This is a genomic window from Pseudoxanthobacter sp., from assembly GCF_036822375.1.
Taxonomy (GTDB): Bacteria; Pseudomonadota; Alphaproteobacteria; order Rhizobiales; family Segnochrobactraceae; genus Pseudoxanthobacter.
The window spans coordinates 25,944-42,875 of record NZ_DAISHT010000010.1 but is presented as its reverse complement, the minus strand read 5'-3'; the positions used below and the strand labels follow the sequence as shown (position 1 = coordinate 42,875).

The 16,932-nt window shown below is 68.5% G+C and carries 13 protein-coding genes; 6 read left to right on the top strand and 7 right to left on the bottom strand.

Translation table 11 applies throughout. The annotated features are described in order from the left end of the window. From V7067_RS02490 to hflX, 5 genes are all read left to right on the top strand, one after another. Window positions 1-693: sigma 54-interacting transcriptional regulator (locus V7067_RS02490; protein ID WP_334174286.1), on the top strand; the 693-nt coding region annotated here is incomplete at its 5' end. Window positions 694-739: 46 nt separating this feature from the next. Beyond that, window positions 740-2,116: a Trk system potassium transporter TrkA gene (trkA, locus tag V7067_RS02485; protein WP_334174285.1), complete on the top strand. Its 1,377-nt coding sequence runs from the start codon at window positions 740-742 to the stop codon at window positions 2,114-2,116. 101 nt (window positions 2,117-2,217) lie between these two features. Beyond that, the gene (locus V7067_RS02480; RefSeq protein WP_334174284.1) at window positions 2,218-3,081 is read left to right on the top strand and encodes a D-amino-acid transaminase; all 864 of its coding nucleotides are present in this window, start codon (window positions 2,218-2,220) and stop codon (window positions 3,079-3,081) included. 173 nt (window positions 3,082-3,254) lie between these two features. Then, complete coding sequence (gene hfq, locus V7067_RS02475) at window positions 3,255-3,503, top strand: RNA chaperone Hfq (protein WP_334174292.1); 249 nt, start codon at window positions 3,255-3,257, stop codon at window positions 3,501-3,503. Window positions 3,504-3,951: 448 nt separating this feature from the next. After that, window positions 3,952-5,232 (top strand): GTPase HflX, encoded by a 1,281-nt coding sequence (gene hflX, locus V7067_RS02470; protein ID WP_334174291.1) that lies wholly within the window; start codon window positions 3,952-3,954, stop codon window positions 5,230-5,232. A gap of 432 nt (window positions 5,233-5,664) precedes the next feature. On the opposite strand, the gene mazG is transcribed toward hflX, so the two are convergent. The 7 genes from mazG to V7067_RS02435 form a co-directional block, all read right to left on the bottom strand. Then, window positions 5,665-6,588 carry a nucleoside triphosphate pyrophosphohydrolase gene (gene mazG, locus V7067_RS02465; protein ID WP_334174283.1) on the bottom strand — a complete coding sequence of 308 codons (924 nt, stop codon included), beginning with the start codon at window positions 6,586-6,588 and terminating at the stop codon, window positions 5,665-5,667. 40 nt (window positions 6,589-6,628) lie between these two features. After that, window positions 6,629-7,057: a PACE efflux transporter gene (locus V7067_RS02460; protein WP_334174282.1), complete on the bottom strand. Its 429-nt coding sequence runs from the start codon at window positions 7,055-7,057 to the stop codon at window positions 6,629-6,631. A gap of 729 nt (window positions 7,058-7,786) precedes the next feature. Then, a complete protein-coding gene (locus tag V7067_RS02455) occupies window positions 7,787-8,512 on the bottom strand; it encodes an aquaporin (protein ID WP_334174281.1) in 726 nt (241 codons plus the stop codon). Window positions 8,513-8,691: 179 nt separating this feature from the next. Beyond that, the gene (glyS, locus tag V7067_RS02450) at window positions 8,692-10,797 is read right to left on the bottom strand and encodes a glycine--tRNA ligase subunit beta (protein WP_334174280.1); all 2,106 of its coding nucleotides are present in this window, start codon (window positions 10,795-10,797) and stop codon (window positions 8,692-8,694) included. A 58-nt stretch (window positions 10,798-10,855) separates the two neighbouring features. After that, window positions 10,856-11,797, bottom strand: coding sequence for a glycine--tRNA ligase subunit alpha (locus V7067_RS02445; RefSeq protein ID WP_334174279.1), 942 nt, complete (start codon window positions 11,795-11,797; stop codon window positions 10,856-10,858). Between the two features lie 177 nt (window positions 11,798-11,974). Continuing rightward, entirely contained in the window at window positions 11,975-12,682 is a 708-nt protein-coding gene (locus tag V7067_RS02440) for an SDR family oxidoreductase (RefSeq protein WP_334174278.1), read from the bottom strand. Window positions 12,683-12,702: 20 nt separating this feature from the next. Continuing rightward, window positions 12,703-14,808, bottom strand: coding sequence for a molybdopterin oxidoreductase family protein (locus V7067_RS02435; protein WP_334174277.1), 2,106 nt, complete (start codon window positions 14,806-14,808; stop codon window positions 12,703-12,705). A 562-nt stretch (window positions 14,809-15,370) separates the two neighbouring features. On the opposite strand from V7067_RS02435, the gene V7067_RS02430 reads away from it, so the two are divergent. Continuing rightward, window positions 15,371-16,573, top strand: coding sequence for an AI-2E family transporter (locus tag V7067_RS02430; protein WP_334174290.1), 1,203 nt, complete (start codon window positions 15,371-15,373; stop codon window positions 16,571-16,573). The last annotated feature ends 359 nt before the right edge of the window (window positions 16,574-16,932 follow it).

Below are 16,932 nucleotides of genomic sequence, written 5' to 3'. Positions count from 1 at the left end.
GCGCTGGAAGAGGCCCACAGCGGCACGCTCTATATCGACGAAGTCGCCGACATGCCGCGCGAGACGCAGAGCAAGATCCTGCGCGTGCTCGTCGACCAGAACTTCCTGCGCGTCGGCGGCGCCACGCGGGTGAAGGTGGATGTGCGCATCCTGTCTTCCACGGCGCGCGATCTTGAATCGGAAATCGCCGAAGGCCACTTCCGCGAGGATCTGTTCCATCGCCTGTCGGTGGTGCCGCTGCGGGTGCCGGCGCTGGCCGAGCACCGCGACGACATTCCCGCGCTGGTGCATCATTTCATGGCGCTGATCTCGCGCACCAGCGGCCTGCCGGTCCGCCGCATCGGCGACGATGCCATGGCGGTGCTGCAGGCTCACGACTGGCCGGGCAACATCCGCCAGCTGCGCAACAACGTCGAGCGCCTGATGATCCTGACGCGCGGCGACGAGGAAGCCATCATCACGGCCGATCTGCTGCCGGCGGAAATCGGCACCATGGTCCCGTCGCTGCCGACCAATTCCGGCGGCGAGCACCTGATGGCGCTGCCGCTGCGCGACGCCCGCGAAGCCTTCGAGCGCGATTATCTGCGCGCCCAGATCAACCGCTTCGGCGGCAACATCTCGCGCACGGCGGAGTTCGTGGGCATGGAGCGTTCGGCCCTGCACCGCAAACTGAAATCGCTCGGCGTGGGCTGAGGCGGCATAACGGGCAGACGCGACAGCACCAACGGGGAGGGGAGCCATGCGCATCGTCATCTGCGGCGCCGGACAGGTCGGCTACGGCATCGCCGAGAAGCTGGCGGCCGAGCGCAACGACGTCTGCGTCATCGATCAGTCGCCGAAGCTCATCTCGCTCATCCGCGAGCGGCTGGACGTGCGCGGCATCGTCGGTCACGGCGCCCATCCGGAGGTGCTGGCCGCCGCCGGCATCGAGCAGGCCGATATGCTGATCGCGGTGACGCTGGCCGACGAGGTGAACATGATCGCCTGTCAGGTGGCGCACTCGCTGTTCAACGTGCCGACCAAGATCGCGCGCGTGCGGGCGCAGAGCTATCTCGCCCCGCACTGGCAGGATCTGTTCTCGCGCGAATCGATCCCGATCGATGTGGTGATTTCGCCGGAAGTGGAGGTGGGTGAAACCGTCATCCGCCGCCTTGCCCTGCCCGGCGCCATCGAGAGCATTTCGGTGGCCGACGAGGAGGTGATCGTTCTGGCGGTGGTCTGCGGCCAGACCTGCCGCGTGGTGGAAACGCCGCTGAAGCAGCTGACGGAGCTTTTTCCCGATCTCGGTGCCGTGGTGGTGGGCGTCACGCGCCGCGGCGAGGTCATCATCCCCCACGGCGACGACGCGCTGGAGCCGGGCGACATCGCCTATGTGGTGGCGCGGGCCGATCAGGTGCGCCGCACGCTGACGATTTTCGGCCAGAAGGTGGATCAGGCCAAGCGGGCGGTCATCGTCGGGGCCGGCAACATCGGCAACTATGTGGCGCAGGGGCTGGAGGCCCGCGGCTCGCGCGTGCGCATGAAGATCATCGAGCAGTCGCAGGCGCGCGCCGAAGAGGTGGCGCAGTCGCTGCGGTCCTCCATCGTGCTCACCGGCAGCGCCCTCGACCAGTCGGTGCTGCTGGAAGCCGAGGTCGGCAGCGCCGACGTGATCGTGACGCTGACCAACGACGACGAGGCCAACGTGCTCGCCTGCGTCATGGCCAAGAAGCTCGGCTGCAAGCGCTCTCTGGCGCTCATCAATTCCACGACCTACCCGGAATTTGCCGGCGCGCTGGGCATCGATGCCTACATTGCGCCGCGCGCGGTAACCGTGTCGCGGGTGCTGCGCCATGTGCGCCGCGGCCGCATCCGCTCGGTGCACACGCTGCAGAACGGCGCGGCGGAGGTCATCGAGGCCGAGGCGCTGGAGACCTCGCCGCTGGTCGGCCGGCCGCTGCGGCAGGTGGAACTGCCGCCGGGCGTGCGGATCGGGGCGATCTACCGCAACCGCACCGTCATCATGCCGGCCGGCGACACGGTCATCGCCCCGCGCGACCGCATCGTGCTGTTCGCCCGCTCCGACCGGGTGCGCGAGGTGGAGCAGATGTTCCGCGTCAGCCTCGAATTCTTCTGATCCGGCCGCCGCCTCCGTCCTCTTTTGCCGGCAAACAAACTGGTTTGCCGGCGTATCAGACCAGACCGCCGCCGCGGTCCGCCTTGTTCTGGAGCCTTCCGATGAGCCGCATCGCCTATGTCAACGGCCTTTATCAGCCCGTCAGCGAAGCCCGTGTTTCCATTGAGGACCGCGGCTACCAGTTCGGCGACGGCGTCTATGAGGTCTGCGAGGTTCTCGACGGCGACATCATCGACCTGACGCGCCATCTGGACCGTCTCGAACGCTCGCTGGCGGCGCTGGAAATTCCCATGCCCATGAGCCGCGGAGCGCTGACGGCGGTGTTCCGCGAGATCGGGCGGCGCAACGGCCTGACGAACGGTTCGCTCTATCTGCAGGTCACCCGCGGCGTGGCCCCGCGCGACCATTATTTTCCCGCCCGGCCGGTGCGGCCGGCCATCGTGGTCGTGGCCAAACGCAGCGATCAGGCCCGCATCGCCGCGCAGGCAGAGGCCGGCATCGCGGCCATCACCCAGCCGGACAACCGCTGGGAGCGGGTGGATATCAAGACCATCGGCCTGCTGCCCAACGTGCTGGCCAAGGAGGCCGCCCGCCGCGCCGGGGCGCGCGAGGCTTTTCTGGTGGACCGCGATGGCTTCATCACCGAAGGCGGGTCCAGCAATGTGTGGATCGTGCACGGCCACACCCTGATCACGCGGCCGGCGAGCCCCGGCATCCTGAAGGGCATCACCCGCGCGGGCGTGGTCGATGCGGCCACCGCCCTCGGCCTTGCTGTGGAGGAACGCGCCTTCACCGTTGCCGATGCGCTCGGCGCCGACGAGGTGTTCGTCACCTCGGCCACCAACACGGTGATGCCGGTGGTGCGCCTCGATGGCAACACCATCGGCAATGGCCTGCCCGGGCCGCAGACCCGCCTGCTGCGCGGCGAATTTCACCACCATTCGGAACGCACGCCGATTTATTGATCCTGATCAACCGAAGATCCACGATTGGGATACCGGGTTTCTCGCAATTGCGATAAGGTGTGCGCCGTGACGCCGAAGCCGGGCCGGCTCTCCACGCCTCCCAAGCGTGTCGGCCCCTCAATGCGAAGCAAGAAACGGCGCGGCGTTGCAGCCGGATAAAGAAAAGGAAAAAGATCATGGCGGACCGCGCACAGAACTTGCAGGATACTTTTCTCAACCACGTCCGCAAGCAGAAGACTCCTCTCACCGTGTTTCTTGTTAACGGTGTCAAGCTCCAGGGTGTTGTGACCTGGTTCGATAATTTCTGCGTGCTCCTGCGTCGTGACGGGCACTCTCAGCTTGTCTACAAGCACGCGATTTCCACGGTGATGCCGAACCAGCCGATTCAGCTGTTCGATCCCAGTGAGGACAGCGAGCGCTGAGGCCGGCCGCGCCCGCCGGGCGCGGGGCAGGGGTCTGCAGGCAATCCGCCCCGCTTAAGGCCTCCCCGGCCCGGAACAGACGGGATGAATTTGCGCTGCCGGCGGCGGCAGGCCTTGCACTGACAGACGACAGGAACCACATCCGGGCGCAGGAAGGCCGACCTGCGCCCGGATTCTTTTTTCGGGCCGTTCAGGTGCCATCGGCCGGCCGTTGCCGGCAGCCGGTGCCATCGCGCACGGTTTGCCGGCGGCCGGGAATTGATATTGCAACGCAACAATTCGACCCGGACGGCCGCAGGCCACCGCCAAGGGCCGCCAGCAGACCATCAGGGACCGACGTTTGACCAACACCCCTCTTTCCGGCGCCCCGGAAGCCGATGAAATCCCCGCAGAACGCACGGCCGGCGTGCCGCAGCCAACCGGGAAGCCCCGCACTGCGGCAGTGGTTCTGGTGCCGGTCATCGCCGGCCTGCGCCCGGCGGGCGAGGGCGAGAATGCTGCAGTGCAGCGTTCGCCGGAAGCCAAGCTGGAGGAGGCTGTCGGCCTGACGCAGGCGATCGACCTCGATGTCGTTGCCGCCCGCGTCGTGCGCCTGCAGGCACCGCGCCCGGCCACGCTGTTCGGCACCGGCAAGGTGGACGAGATCGGCGCCATCGTGAAGCAGGAGGAGGCGGGGCTGGTCATCGTCGATCACCCGCTGTCTCCGGTGCAGCAGCGCAATCTGGAAAAGGCCTGGGGCGCCAAGGTGCTGGACCGCACGGCGCTGATTCTGGAAATCTTCGGTGCCCGCGCCCGCACGCGCGAAGGCACGCTGCAGGTGGAGCTTGCCCACCTCAAGTGGCAGAAGAGCCGCCTTGTGCGCACCTGGACGCATCTTGAGCGCCAGCGCGGCGGCTTCGGCTTTCTGGGCGGCCCGGGCGAAACCCAGATCGAGGCCGACCGCCGGCAGATTCAGGAGCGTATCAGCCGCATCGAGCGCGAGCTTGAGGAGGTGAAGCGCACCCGCGGTCTGCACCGCGCCAACCGCCGCAAGGTGCCGCACCCGACGGTGGCTCTGGTGGGCTACACCAATGCCGGCAAATCGACGCTGTTCAACCGCCTGACGGACGCCAACGTGCTGTCGCAGGATTTGCTGTTCGCCACGCTGGATCCGACGCTGCGCCGCATCCGCCTGCCGCACGGCGGCGAGGCCATCCTGTCGGATACCGTGGGTTTCATCTCCGAACTGCCGACGCACCTCGTCGCCGCGTTCCGTGCCACGCTGGAAGAGGTGGTGGCGGCCGATCTCATCCTGCATGTGCGCGACATCTCCCACGCCGACAGCGATGCGCAGGCAGCCGATGTGCTGAAGACGCTGGATCTGCTGGGCGTCGAAGCGCGCGACAGCCGGCGCGTCATTGAGGTCTGGAACAAGGTGGATCTGCTCGACCCGGAGCGGCATGCGAAATTGCTGGCAGAAACGGGCAGCGGCGCCGTCGCGGTGTCGGCGCTGACCGGGGAGGGCACCGACGCCCTGCTCGCGCGCGTCGAGGCCGTGCTGGCGGCCGGCCGCTCCACCCGCCATCTGTGCGTGCCGGTGGAAGACGGCGAGCTGCTTGCGTGGCTGCATCGTTCGGTGGAGGTGATCGCCCGCAACGACACTGAGGCGGGCGTGGAACTGACGGTGCGCATTCCGCAACGGCAGGCCGATCTCTTCCGCAGCCGCGCCGGCCGCTACCTGACGGACTGACGCCGCAGACCCGGCGGCGGGAGAAATTCGCGCGGCCCCGAAATGTCCCCGGCGGCGAGCCCGCCGGAGGCCGGGGAACACACTGCGTTGCCGGATGGCAGGGGCGGGCAGGCCCGGTCTGCCGTCTTTTGCTCTGCGTCTTGTGCCCGGGAATGTCTTGTCGGCCGCGGTCTTGCACAGGGGCGGGTGCCGCGCTGTCCGGTTGTCACGCCTTCCGCCGCGCGGCCGTTGGCGCAGAAAGCGACGGCCGGTTCTGTTGCCGCCGCTTCAATTTCGCGGCAAGGCCGGGCTCATCACAGCCGGGGCCGATCCTGCATCCCTGCCGGCCGGATATCCCGGCTCCCGGTGCCGCAGGCCCTCTTGTTCCCGCAGGCCCTCCTTGCCGGCGTGCCAGTCGGGGCCGGAAACGAAGGCCCCGGACGCGAAGCGGGGTTACCGGTCGGCGGACGGTTCGCCGGTATCTGCGGCTTCCGCCGCCTTGGCGGCCTGCCACAACGCTTCCATCTCCTCAAGGCTGGCCGTGTTCGGATCGCGGCCGGCGGTGGCGAGTGCGCGTTCGATAAAGCCGAACCGGGTGCGGAATTTCTCGTTGGTGCGGCGCACGGCGGCTTCGGGATCGGTGCCGATGTGGCGGGCGAGGTTCGCCAGCCCGAACAGCACGTCGCCCAGCTCGCCGGCCGCGGCATCCCGCTCACCGGCGACGATTTCCGCTTCCAGCTCGTCCAGTTCCTCGCGCACCTTGGCCAGCATCAGGCGCGCGTCGGCCCAGTCGAAGCCCACGGCGGCGGCCTTGTCCTGAAGTTTCACGGCGGTGGCGAGAGCGGGCAGGGAACCCGGAATGCCATCGAGCAGGCTTGCGTGTTCCGGCGGCAGGCCGGCGGCGGTGCGGCGGGCGGCCCGGTCGGCCTTTTCCACGGCCTTGATCGCGGCCCACTGCGCCTGCGCCAGACCGGCCCCGCGCACCCGCTGCGGCCCGAAAACATGCGGATGGCGACGGATCATCTTCGCCGTCACCGCACCGACCACATCGGGAAAGGCAAAGGCGCCGGCTTCTTCCGCCATGCGGGCATGGAACACCACCTGCAGCAGCAGGTCGCCCAGTTCCTCACACAGATCGTCCATATCGCCGCGCGCGATGGCGTCGGCCACCTCGTTGGCTTCTTCGATGGTGTAGGGCGCGATCGTGGCGAAGGTCTGCTCCACATCCCACGGGCAACCGTCCTCGGGATGGCGCAGCCGCTCCATGATGGCCAGCAGCGCCGCAATATCGCGCCCGGCCACCGGCTCGCCCGGCCGGTCTTCGGCCGCGGAGACGAAATCGGGGGCGACTGGTCCGGTCGCGGCATTGTCGGTCATGATCGGCAGTTCCCCTGTACGGACGTTCCGGGCCGCCCGGTCAGCCCGCGGCGTGCCATTCCGGCAGCGGAAACAGCCGGTCGTAGGCCCAGTTGAAGACGAAGGCGTAGCCCATATAGAAGGCCGCGACCGCGATATCCATGGTGAAGGCCTGCAGCAGCCCGACGCCGACATACCAGGCGATGAACGGCAGCAGCATCGACAGCAGCCCGATCTCGAACACGATGGCATGGAGGACGCGCAGCCGCAGCGATTTGCGCGTGCCGCCGGTGAGCCGGCGCAGCACAAGGTCGAAGCCGAGATTGAAGACGTAGTTCCACAGCGTGGCGATGACCGCGCAGACGAACCCGATGACACCCATGTCGAACATCGGCACGCCGAACAGAACGCCGCCCAGCGGCGTAACGATCATCAGGCCGATGATCTCGAAGCTGAGGGCGTGGCGGATACGGTCGGCGGTGGTGCGCATGATGGGCCTTTCCCGCAGGGATCAATGCCGGGTCGTCCCGGCCGTCAGTGTCCCGTTCCGGGGCGGTCGTCCTCTTGCAAGGCGGTTGTCTTAGAGGAGCGTGGCACGAAGAGCAATGGCCGCCGCCGGCCGGCTGCCTTGGGGGGTACTCCGGCGGGCGAATGCCCGGCGGTCCGTCCGGGCGTTGCGGGCCGGCCGGTGGCGCGGTGAGAGCCGACCCTGGCGGTTGCGACGCGGAACACCGGATGCCGGGTCGCGGAACGTGGCGGCGCGCCACGGGACAGCAGGGCGAAAACGCGGCCGATGAGCGGAACCGGCGACGGCCGCAGCCGGCTGCGCGGCGGGATGCCATGGGGGCGGATGACCGGGATGTGTGATCGGGCCGGCCGAGGCCAGTTCTGACAGGCCAGTTCTGACAGGCCATGTCCTGACTGGCACAGGCGCGGCTGTCCTGCATCGGCGGCTGAAGATCATTCAGTCGTATAATCTGAATTATGGAATTTATATGCGAAACCGGAGGCGGGGAGCGCACCGGTTTCAGTTGTTCCATAAGACCATGAAACCATGTCGGAACTCAGGCAGGAACTGAGCAGGATTGTCAGCACGGGAATGGCAGCGCACAGAACGCGGCCTCACGGGCCTTGCCGCCGGGAGCACCGGCGAACCGGAAGCCCGGGCTCCCGCTTGTCCGTGTCGCACAGTCCGTGTCCCGTACAGCCTCGCCCCGGTTCAGTCGGCGTGATGCGTTGCGTCCGGGCGCAGCAGACCGGCCTTGAACAGCGTGCCGGCGATGGCGGCGCCGACCAGCGGGCCGATAACGAACAGCCACACCTGCCTGAACGCCAGCGGATCGCGCGCCAGCCCCACCAGCGCCGGCCCGAACGAGCGCGCCGGGTTGATCGACACGCCGCTGAGATTGATGCCCGCGATGTGCAGCACCGCCAGTGTGCAGCCGAGCGCGATCACCGCCGATCCGCCAATATGGGTGGCGCTGTGGCCGGCCGTGGCGCCCAGAAAACAGGCGACGAACAGAAACGTGCCAATGACCTCGAAGGCGAAGCTGGCCGCCATGCCGGTGCCGCCGGCGATGGCGTGACCGAAATCGTTCTGCCCGAGATCGCCGTTCCAGCCCGCGCCCTGCCCTGACAGCATTGCCGCCAGCACGGCCGCCGCCGCGATGCCACCCAGAAACTGCCCCGTGGCATAGCCGGCAAAGCGCATCGGGCCGATGCGGCCGGCAACCAGCAGGCCGAAGCTGACGGCCGGGTTGCAGTGCGCGCCGGAAATGGGACCGACCGCCGTGGCTGCGGCGATGTAGCCGAAGCCGAAGGCGAGGGCGACGCCGATGGCATCGAGGCTCGCCGGCCCGGCATCGCCGGCGGCGGCGGCAACGGCCCCGCAGCCGAACAGCACGAGCATGAAGGTGCCGAGAAACTCGGCGAAGGCCTGCTTCATCGCGAACACATCATGGCGAACACATCCCCGTTGCGGCCGGCGCGCCCTGCCCCCGCGGCCCCTTCGGAACCGCGCGCCTGAAGGAACGCCTCCCCGAAAACGAAATTAGCGGCCCCTTGCAGGGCCGCCAATTCGATTCTCCGCTTTTCGGAACCGGCCTTTTCGGGCGCAGGCCGCGCTCAGCCGCCGATGCGGCTGAAATCGGCGACCGCGCCGGTCGCGGCCGGAATGGCGGCCAGCAGCTTCAGGCGGTTCTCGCGCACGTGGCGGTCGTCGGCATTGACGAGGATGTCGTCGAAGAAGGCATCGATGGGGGCGCGCAGCAGCGCCAGCGCCGCAATGGCCCCGCCGAAATCTTCAATGGCGACAGCCGCTTCCGCGCGACCGCTGGCCTCGCCGATGGCCTCGAACAGCGCCTTTTCGGCTGGCTCCGTCAGAAGCGCGGGGTCCACCGTCGGCGGATACTGGCGGCCGTCCTTCTTCTCCTCGGCCTTGAGGATGTTGGCAGCGCGGCGATAGCCGGCCAGCAGATCCGCCCCCTCCTCGCCTTCCAGGAAGCGGCCCAGAGCCTCCACCCGGCGCACGATATTGACGATGTTGGACTGCAGCCCGCGGCCGTGGCTGGCAAGGATGGCCTTCACCAGATCGTGCCGCGCGCCCTGATCGCGCAGCTGCACCTCCAGCCGGTCGCCGAAGAAGGCGAGCAGATCCTTCACGATCGCCTCAACCGGCGCCCCGCCGCGACGGCGCGGGCCGTAGAGATCGAGGCTCATCTCGATGAAGGGATGAAGCTGCAGCGGCGCCCCGGTGGCAATGAGGATGCGGATGACGCCCAGCGCCGCCCGGCGCAGCGCAAACGGATCCTTGGAGCCCGTCGGCTTTTCGTCGATGGCCCAGAAGCCCACCAGCAGGTCGATCTTGTCGGCCAGCGCCACGGCGGCGGAGACCGGAGCCACCGGCACGCTGTCGGAGGGGCCCTGCGGCTTGTAATGCTCCTCGATGGCGGCTGCCACCTCGGGATCGATGCCCTGCTTCTCGGCATAGCGCCGCCCCATGAAGCCCTGAAGCTCCGGGAACTCGCCCACCATCTCGGTCACGAGATCGGCCTTGGCGAGGCGTGCGGCCGCCTCGGCCTTGGCCGGATCGGCCCCCACGACCGGCGCGATGATCGCCGCAAGCCGGGCAATGCGCTCCACCCGTTCGCCCTGCGTGCCGAGCTTCTCGTGGAAGGTCACGATGTCGAGCTTCTTCGCCCGCTCTTCCAGCGGCACCTTCAGGTCGGTCTCGTAGAAGAACTTCGCGTCCGAAAGGCGCGCGCGCACCACGCGCTCGTTGCCGCCCACGATGGCCTTGCCGCCGTCGATGGCCTCGATGTTGGCCGTCAGCACGAAGCGGTTGGCCAGCCGGCCGGTGGCCGGGTTCTTCAGCACGAAGCACTTCTGGTTGGCGCGGATGGTGGAGCGGATCACGGCATCCGGGATCTCCAGAAAGGCCGGATCGAACGAGCCCACCAGCACCACCGGCCATTCCACCAGACCGGCGACCTCGGTCAGCAGCGCATCGTCCTCCACCAGTTCAAGGCCAAGGGCCAGCGCGCGGTTGCGGGCATCATGCAGAATGATGTCGCGCCGGCGCTCCGGGTCGAGCACCACATGGGCCTTTTCCAGCTTCGCCACATAGTCGTCGAAGCGCCGGACGGTGATCGGCTCCGGGGCGTGGAAGCGGTGGCCGCAGGTGGTGTTGGAAGAACGGATGCCTTCCACCTCGAAAGCGACGATCTCGGGGTCTTCCGTCTCCGGCCCGAACGTGCACAGGATCGAAGTCAGCGGCCGCACCCAGCGCAGGCTGCCGGCGCCCCAGCGCATCGACTTCGGCCAGGGGAAGCGGCGGATGACCTCCGGCACGATCTCGGCGATGATCTCCGTCGTCGGCCGGCCGGGCTTCGTGGTGCGGGCGACATAGAAATCGCCCTTCTTCGCGTCGCTGACCACGGTCGCCTCGTCGATGGAGGCCAGGCCGGCTGCCTTCAGGAAGCCGTCGATGGCCCCCTGCGGGGCGCCGACGCGCGGGCCCTTGCGCTCCTCGGCCACATCGGCCGAGCGGGCGGGCAGGCCGGCAACCGCCAGCGCCAGACGGCGCGGCGTGGCGAAGGCGCGGATATCCTCGGCCTTCAGGCCGGCGGCGGAAAGCCCCTCGCCCACCAGCGCCGCCAGATCGGCGCTGGCGCGGCGCTGCATGCGCGCGGGGATTTCTTCGGAATGCAGTTCAAGCAGAAGGTCGGGCATGGAACGTTCGTCCGGTCGGGCAGGCGGGGCGGGAGCGGGTGAGCGGGTGGCGGCGGCCTCAGCCGCCTGCCCCGCCCGCCGCCGTCTTCAGCCATGCGCCGCCGCAGGCCTTGGCCAGTTCGCGCACGCGCAGGATGTAGCTCTGCCGCTCGGTGACCGAGATCACGCCGCGGGCATCGAGCAGGTTGAAGATGTGGCTCGCCTTGATGCACTGGTCATAGGCGGGCTGCGCCAGCAGATGGCGCGGCTCGCCCTCCACCACCGTCTCGCCGGCTGCCAGCAGGGCGCGGCATTCGCGCTCGGCATCCTGAAAGTGGCGCAGCAGGTTGTCGGTGTCGGCATATTCGAAATTGTGCCGCGAATATTCCTGCTCGGCCTGCAGGAAAACATCGCCGTAGGTCACCTTTTCGGCACCTTCCCGGCCGTTGAAATTCAGGTCGTAGACGTTTTCAACGCCCTGAATATACATCGCCAGTCGTTCAAGGCCGTAGGTCAGCTCACCGGAAACCGGTGCGCATTCAAAGCCCGCGACCTGCTGGAAATAAGTGAACTGCGACACTTCCATGCCGTCGCACCAGCACTCCCAGCCAAGGCCCCAGGCGCCCAGCGTCGGGCTTTCCCAGTCGTCTTCAACGAAGCGCACGTCGTGCAGCAGCGGGTCGAGGCCGATGGCCTTCAGAGACCCCAGATAGAGGTTCTGCAGGTCGGCCGGCGACGGCTTCATGATGACCTGAAACTGATAATAGTGCTGCAGGCGATTGGGGTTTTCGCCATAGCGGCCGTCCTTGGGGCGGCGCGAGGGCTGCACGTAGGCGGCGTTCCAGTGGCGGGGGCCGAGCGAACGCAGCGTGGTGGCGGGGTGGAAGGTGCCGGCGCCCACTTCCATGTCATAGGGTTGCAGCACGACGCAGCCGCGTTCGGCCCAGAAGCGCTGCAGCGTGAGGATCAGGCCCTGAAACGAACGCTCGGGACGCAGATAAGACGGCGTTTCGTCCGTCATCGGTCGGCACCTCGCAAGAAGAATCCGGTGGCGCGCGCGGGCAGGCGCGCCCGGCACAAAATCGCGCGGGACAGTAGCGACGGCCGCCCGCGGCGGCAACGACAAATACGCGCCGGCAAAAACCGGCGCCCGCCTCAGCCGCCCGCCCGTCGGGGCGTGCCCGTCAGAGCGTGCCCGTCAGAGCGAGCCGAGCAGCCCGCCCTCCACCGCGATGTTCTGGCCCGTCACATAGCCGGCGTCGTCGGAAAGCAGAAACGCGATTGTGGCCGCCAGTTCCTCCACCCGGCCATAACGGCCGGCGGGAATGCGCGCCACGCGGTCATCGCGCTCCGGGAAGCTGTCGATGAAGCCCGGCAGCACCGAATTGACCCGGATGCCGTCCGCCGCATAGCGCCGCGCCAGCAGCTTCACATAGGACGACAGCGCCGCGCGCAGCGCGGACGAGACCGGAAAATCCGGATCCGGCTCCACCGCCGCGAACGACGACACCGCCACCACCGAGCCGTGGCCGGCCTTCAGGAACAGCGGCACCAGCAGACGGGAAAGCCGCACCACCGGCATCAGCAGCATGTCGAGGCCGGCGTGCCAGTCTTCATCCGTCAGGGCGATCAGGTCGCCGTGCGCGGTGTGGCCGGTCGAAACCACCGCCCCGTCGATGCGGCCGAACGTTTCCACGGTCTCGCGCACCAGACGGGCGAGATCGTCGGGGCGGGCGATGTCGCCGCGGATGGCGTGGCCGCCTGTCTGTGCGGCCAGCGTTTCCACGGCCTGCGAGCGGCCGAACAGCACCACCTGCCAGCCATCGGCCGCCAGACGGCGGGCGGCACCGGCGCCGATACCGCTGCCTGCGGCGGTGACAAGGGCAACCCTGCGATCCGATTTCATGGTCTGGCTCTCCGGGGGAATCACGCGGCGGCCGCTGCCGGCCGCCCTGCCTTTCTGACCCAGACGCGGTTGTCATGGAAGGCCGCACCGCCATAGGGCGCCACCGGATCGGCCCCGGTCAGCAGGTTGATGCCGAAACCTTCCTCGAAGGCCGTGTTGGGCCAGATGCCCTCGCTCACCACCACGCCGGGCTGCATGCCATCGGCAACATGGGCGTGGATGATGAGGCTGCCGCGGTCGTTGCCGATGCGCACGCGCGCGCCATCCGAAATGCCGAGGCGGGCGGCATCGTCGGGGTGGATCATCAGCGTCGGCCGCCCGCCCTCCTTCGCTGCGGAGGACGGCGTTTCGCTGAAGCTGGAATTGAGGAACGAGCGGGCGGGCGGAGTGACGAGGCGGAACGGTTCCGAGCCCGTCGGCGCCTCCGTCACCGCCCAGTAATCCGGCAGCGCCGGCAGCTCGGCATAACGGCCCATGGGGCCGTTGTTGCTGTTGGGCACGGCCGTCCAGTCCGGGCGGAAGCGGAATTTGCCGTCGGCATAGCCGAAGCCGTCGAGATAATGGGCGCGCTCGAACGGCGGCTGGCAGTCGAGCCAGCGCTTTTCCTCAAGCCCGGCCAGCGTGCCGAGGCCGGAATGGCGCAGCATCCAGTCGATATGTTCGCGCGGGCTCATGGCAAAGCCCGGGTGCTGCGCACCCAGCCTTTCGGCCAGTGCCGCCACCACCTCGTGGTTCGTCCGGCACTCGCCCGGCGGCTCGATCAGCTTCGGCCCGAACAGGATGCTCTGCTGGCCGCCGGCCTTGTAGATGTCGTCGTGCTCCACGAAAGTGGTGGCCGGCAGCACGATGTCGGCCATCAGCGCGGTGTCGGTCATGAACTGCTCGTGCACGGCCACGAACAGATCGTCGCGGGCAAAGCCGCGCTTCACCCGCGCCTGCTCCGGGCAGACGGAAACCGGATTGGTGTTCTGGATGAACATCGCCGTCACCGGCGGCCCGCCGAACAGTGCCGCGCTGTCGCCCTCCAGAACGGCGCCGATACGCGACTGGTCGAGCTGGCGGATGCCCGGCCGCACGGCGTCCAGCCCCTCGATCATGGTCTTGTCGAGGCGAAAGATGGCGCCGTTGTTGTGGAAGGCGCCGCCGCCGCGGTGCTGCCAGACGCCGAGGACAGTGGCGAGCGAGGTGGCAGCGTGCATGCCCACCGCGCCGTTGCGCCCGCGGGTGAAGCCATAGCCGAGGCGGAAGAAGGTGCGCGGCGTGGTGCCGACCAGCCGGGCGAAGGCCTCGATCTCGTCCACCGAAAGGCCGGTGATCTCCGCGGCCCACTCGGGCGTGCGGGTCTTCAGGTGGGCTTCCAGATCGTCCGGGCAATCGGCATACCGGGCCATGTAGGCACGGTCGGCATAGCCGTCGCGGAAGGCGATGTGCATCGCCGCGCAGGCGAGCGCGGCATCGGTGCCCGGCCGCAGCACAAGCGCCATATCGGCCTGCTTCACCGTTTCGGTGCGGTAGACGTCGATGACCACAATTCTGGCCCCGCGCGTCTTGCGGGCCCGGATGGCGTGGGTCATCACGTTGACCTGCGTCGCCACCGCATTGGTGCCCCAGATCACGATGACATCGGCTTCCGCCATCTCGCGCGGATCCGGCCCGGCGAGGCGGCCGGTGCCGGCGATGTAGCCCGTCCAGGCCGTGTTGGTGCAGATGGTGGTGAAGGTGCGCGAATAGCCCATCACATGGCGCAGCCGCTCCAGCCCGTCGCGCTGCACGAGGCCCATGGTGCCGGCATAGAAATAGGGCCACACCGCCTCCGGCCCGTGGGCGGCGGCCGCCTTGCGAAAGGCATCGGCGATGGTCTCCAGCGCCTCGTCCCAGCCGATGGGGGCGAACTGGCCGCTTCCCTTGGGGCCGGTGCGCTTCAGCGGCGTCATCAGCCGGCCCGGGTGGTGGTTGCGCTCGGCATAGCGCGCCACCTTGGCGCAGATCACGCCCGCGGTGTAGCTGTTCTGCGCCGCCCCGCGCACACGGCCGATGCGGTCGTTCTCCAGAACCTCCACCTCCAGCGCGCAGGTGGAGGGGCAGTCGTGCGGACAGGCCGAGGCGCGGATCACCGGGGCAATCATGAGGGGCGCTCCCTGAAGGCGGGCATCGTGCGGGACGGGGTCGGGCAGGTGGCGATGGCGGTGGCGGAAACGAACGTAGCGGAAAGGCCGACGCTTTGAAACCGACCGCGCCGGGCGGCGATTTTGGCGCCCCGTCAAGAAACTGCCTTGCTGTGCCGCCATGATCCCGGCTGCCCGGCGGGACCAGCCGGCGGGCGCCGTGCTGACGGGGCCGGGTAGACAGGCGCCCCGCCGGCATGGAAGTCTGAATCTTCATTCCGGACTGCGAGGGTGCGCAGCCCGCAGGGATTCGGCCCGCCGGTTGCGGCCGGCCGCTGCGGGAGGCCGCCATCCGGGCGGAAATCGGGGCCGTGGGGGCCTTTCCGGCGGCAGGCGAATCGCCGGCGGGGGTCCGGGCGGTTGCCGGGAATGGCGGCGGCAGGGCGGCAGACCCGTTTCGGGGCCTGCGGGCCGGTCGCCATGCGGTTGCCTGACAGCGCTGACGAGAACCGACGGTCCGGGGGTAGAGGTTGTGAGCGAACATCACAGGGTATCGGTCCACAATCCCGCCGCAGAGCGGGCCATCGGGGCTGATAGCCACACCAGCCCCCACCCGCCCGAACCCGCCACCCAGCCTCTCATTCCGCCGCGGGCGGTGGCGCGCTGGCTGCTGGTGTTCGTGCTGCTGGCGGGGGTCTATTTCTTCCGCGGCTTCGTGGTGCCGGTGCTGGCGGCGCTGGTCATCGGCTTTGCTTCCTGGCCGCTGTTCCGCCGGCTTCTCAGGGCGTGCGGCGGCAGCCGGCCGCTGGCCGCCAGCCTTGCGCTGCTCATCATCCTCGGCGTGCTGGTGGTGCCGCTGTCGCTGGCCATCACCTATGCCGTGCGCGAGGCGCGCAACTCGCTCGCCTTTCTCGTTTCGCTCAACAAGCACGGCGGCCCGGTGCCGGGGTGGATCAGCGACCTGCCGATGGCGGGCGACTGGCTCAGCCAGAAATGGGCCGAGCACATCGGCTCGCCCGGGGCCATCAGCGAGCTGGTCCAGTTCATCAGCGGCGAGAACGTGGCCAGCGCCTACCGCATTGCGCTGGTCGCCGGCGGCGGGGCGTTCAGCCTGTTCCTCACGCTGCTGTTCATGCTGATCGCGCTGTTCTTCGTCTACAAGGACGGCGAGTCCTTCGCCCGCCAGATCGACCGCTTCGGCGAAGGCATTCTGCCCACCCGCTGGCAGACCTTCTCGCGCGTGGTGCCGGCCACCATTTCCTCCACCGTCACCGGCATGGGCCTCATCGCCATCGGCGAGGGCGTGGTGCTCGGCACCGCCTACTGGATCGCCGGCGCCCCCTCCCCGGTCACGCTCGGCGTGATCACCGGCATCATGGCTCTCATTCCCGGCGGCGCCCCGCTGTCGTTCACGCTGGTGTCGCTGTTCCTTGTCGGCAGCGGCAACATCGTCGGCGGCCTCGGCCTGTTCACATGGGGCACGGTGGAACTCTTCATCGTCGACAAAACGCTGCGGCCCAAGCTGGTCGGCGGGCCGATCAAGCTGCCGTTCCTGCCCACGTTCTTCGGTCTCATCGGCGGCGTGAAAACCATGGGCTTCCTCGGCCTGTTCATCGGCCCGGTGCTGATGGCGCTGCTGGTGGCGATCTGGCGCGAATGGCTGCGCGAGGCCGACGTGGCCCGCGACCGCTATCGCCGCGCCCATGCCGACGACGGCGAGCCGGCCGGCGCGGAGGATCCGCAACTCGGCGAGCATGTGGTGGTGCGCGACCACGCCGCCGAGTAACGGCCGCGGCCGCTTCGCCGGCTGACGAAAAGTTCCCGTCACGGATTGATGCACATCAAGGCCGACTCAGGCCCGCAGGCGGATTCTCAACAGCGTCGACGGCGGCCGAGCACGATCGGTAGCCGCGGGCCTGAACGGGGCCACGCCCCGGGAACGGCGGATATCCGCAAGCGGATGTCCTCAATTGAAGGGCTGACGGACGATCGCAATGCGCGGTGGCCATGCGTGCCACCCTTGGTCTGATCGATCCTGCCCTCGGCCGGCTTCTCGCGTGGTATGACGCCCGTCTGCGCCGCGGATCGCATCGTCCCCTCCGGGCCGCCGCCACGTCGCTGGACCGCCGGACCTGCCAGCTACAG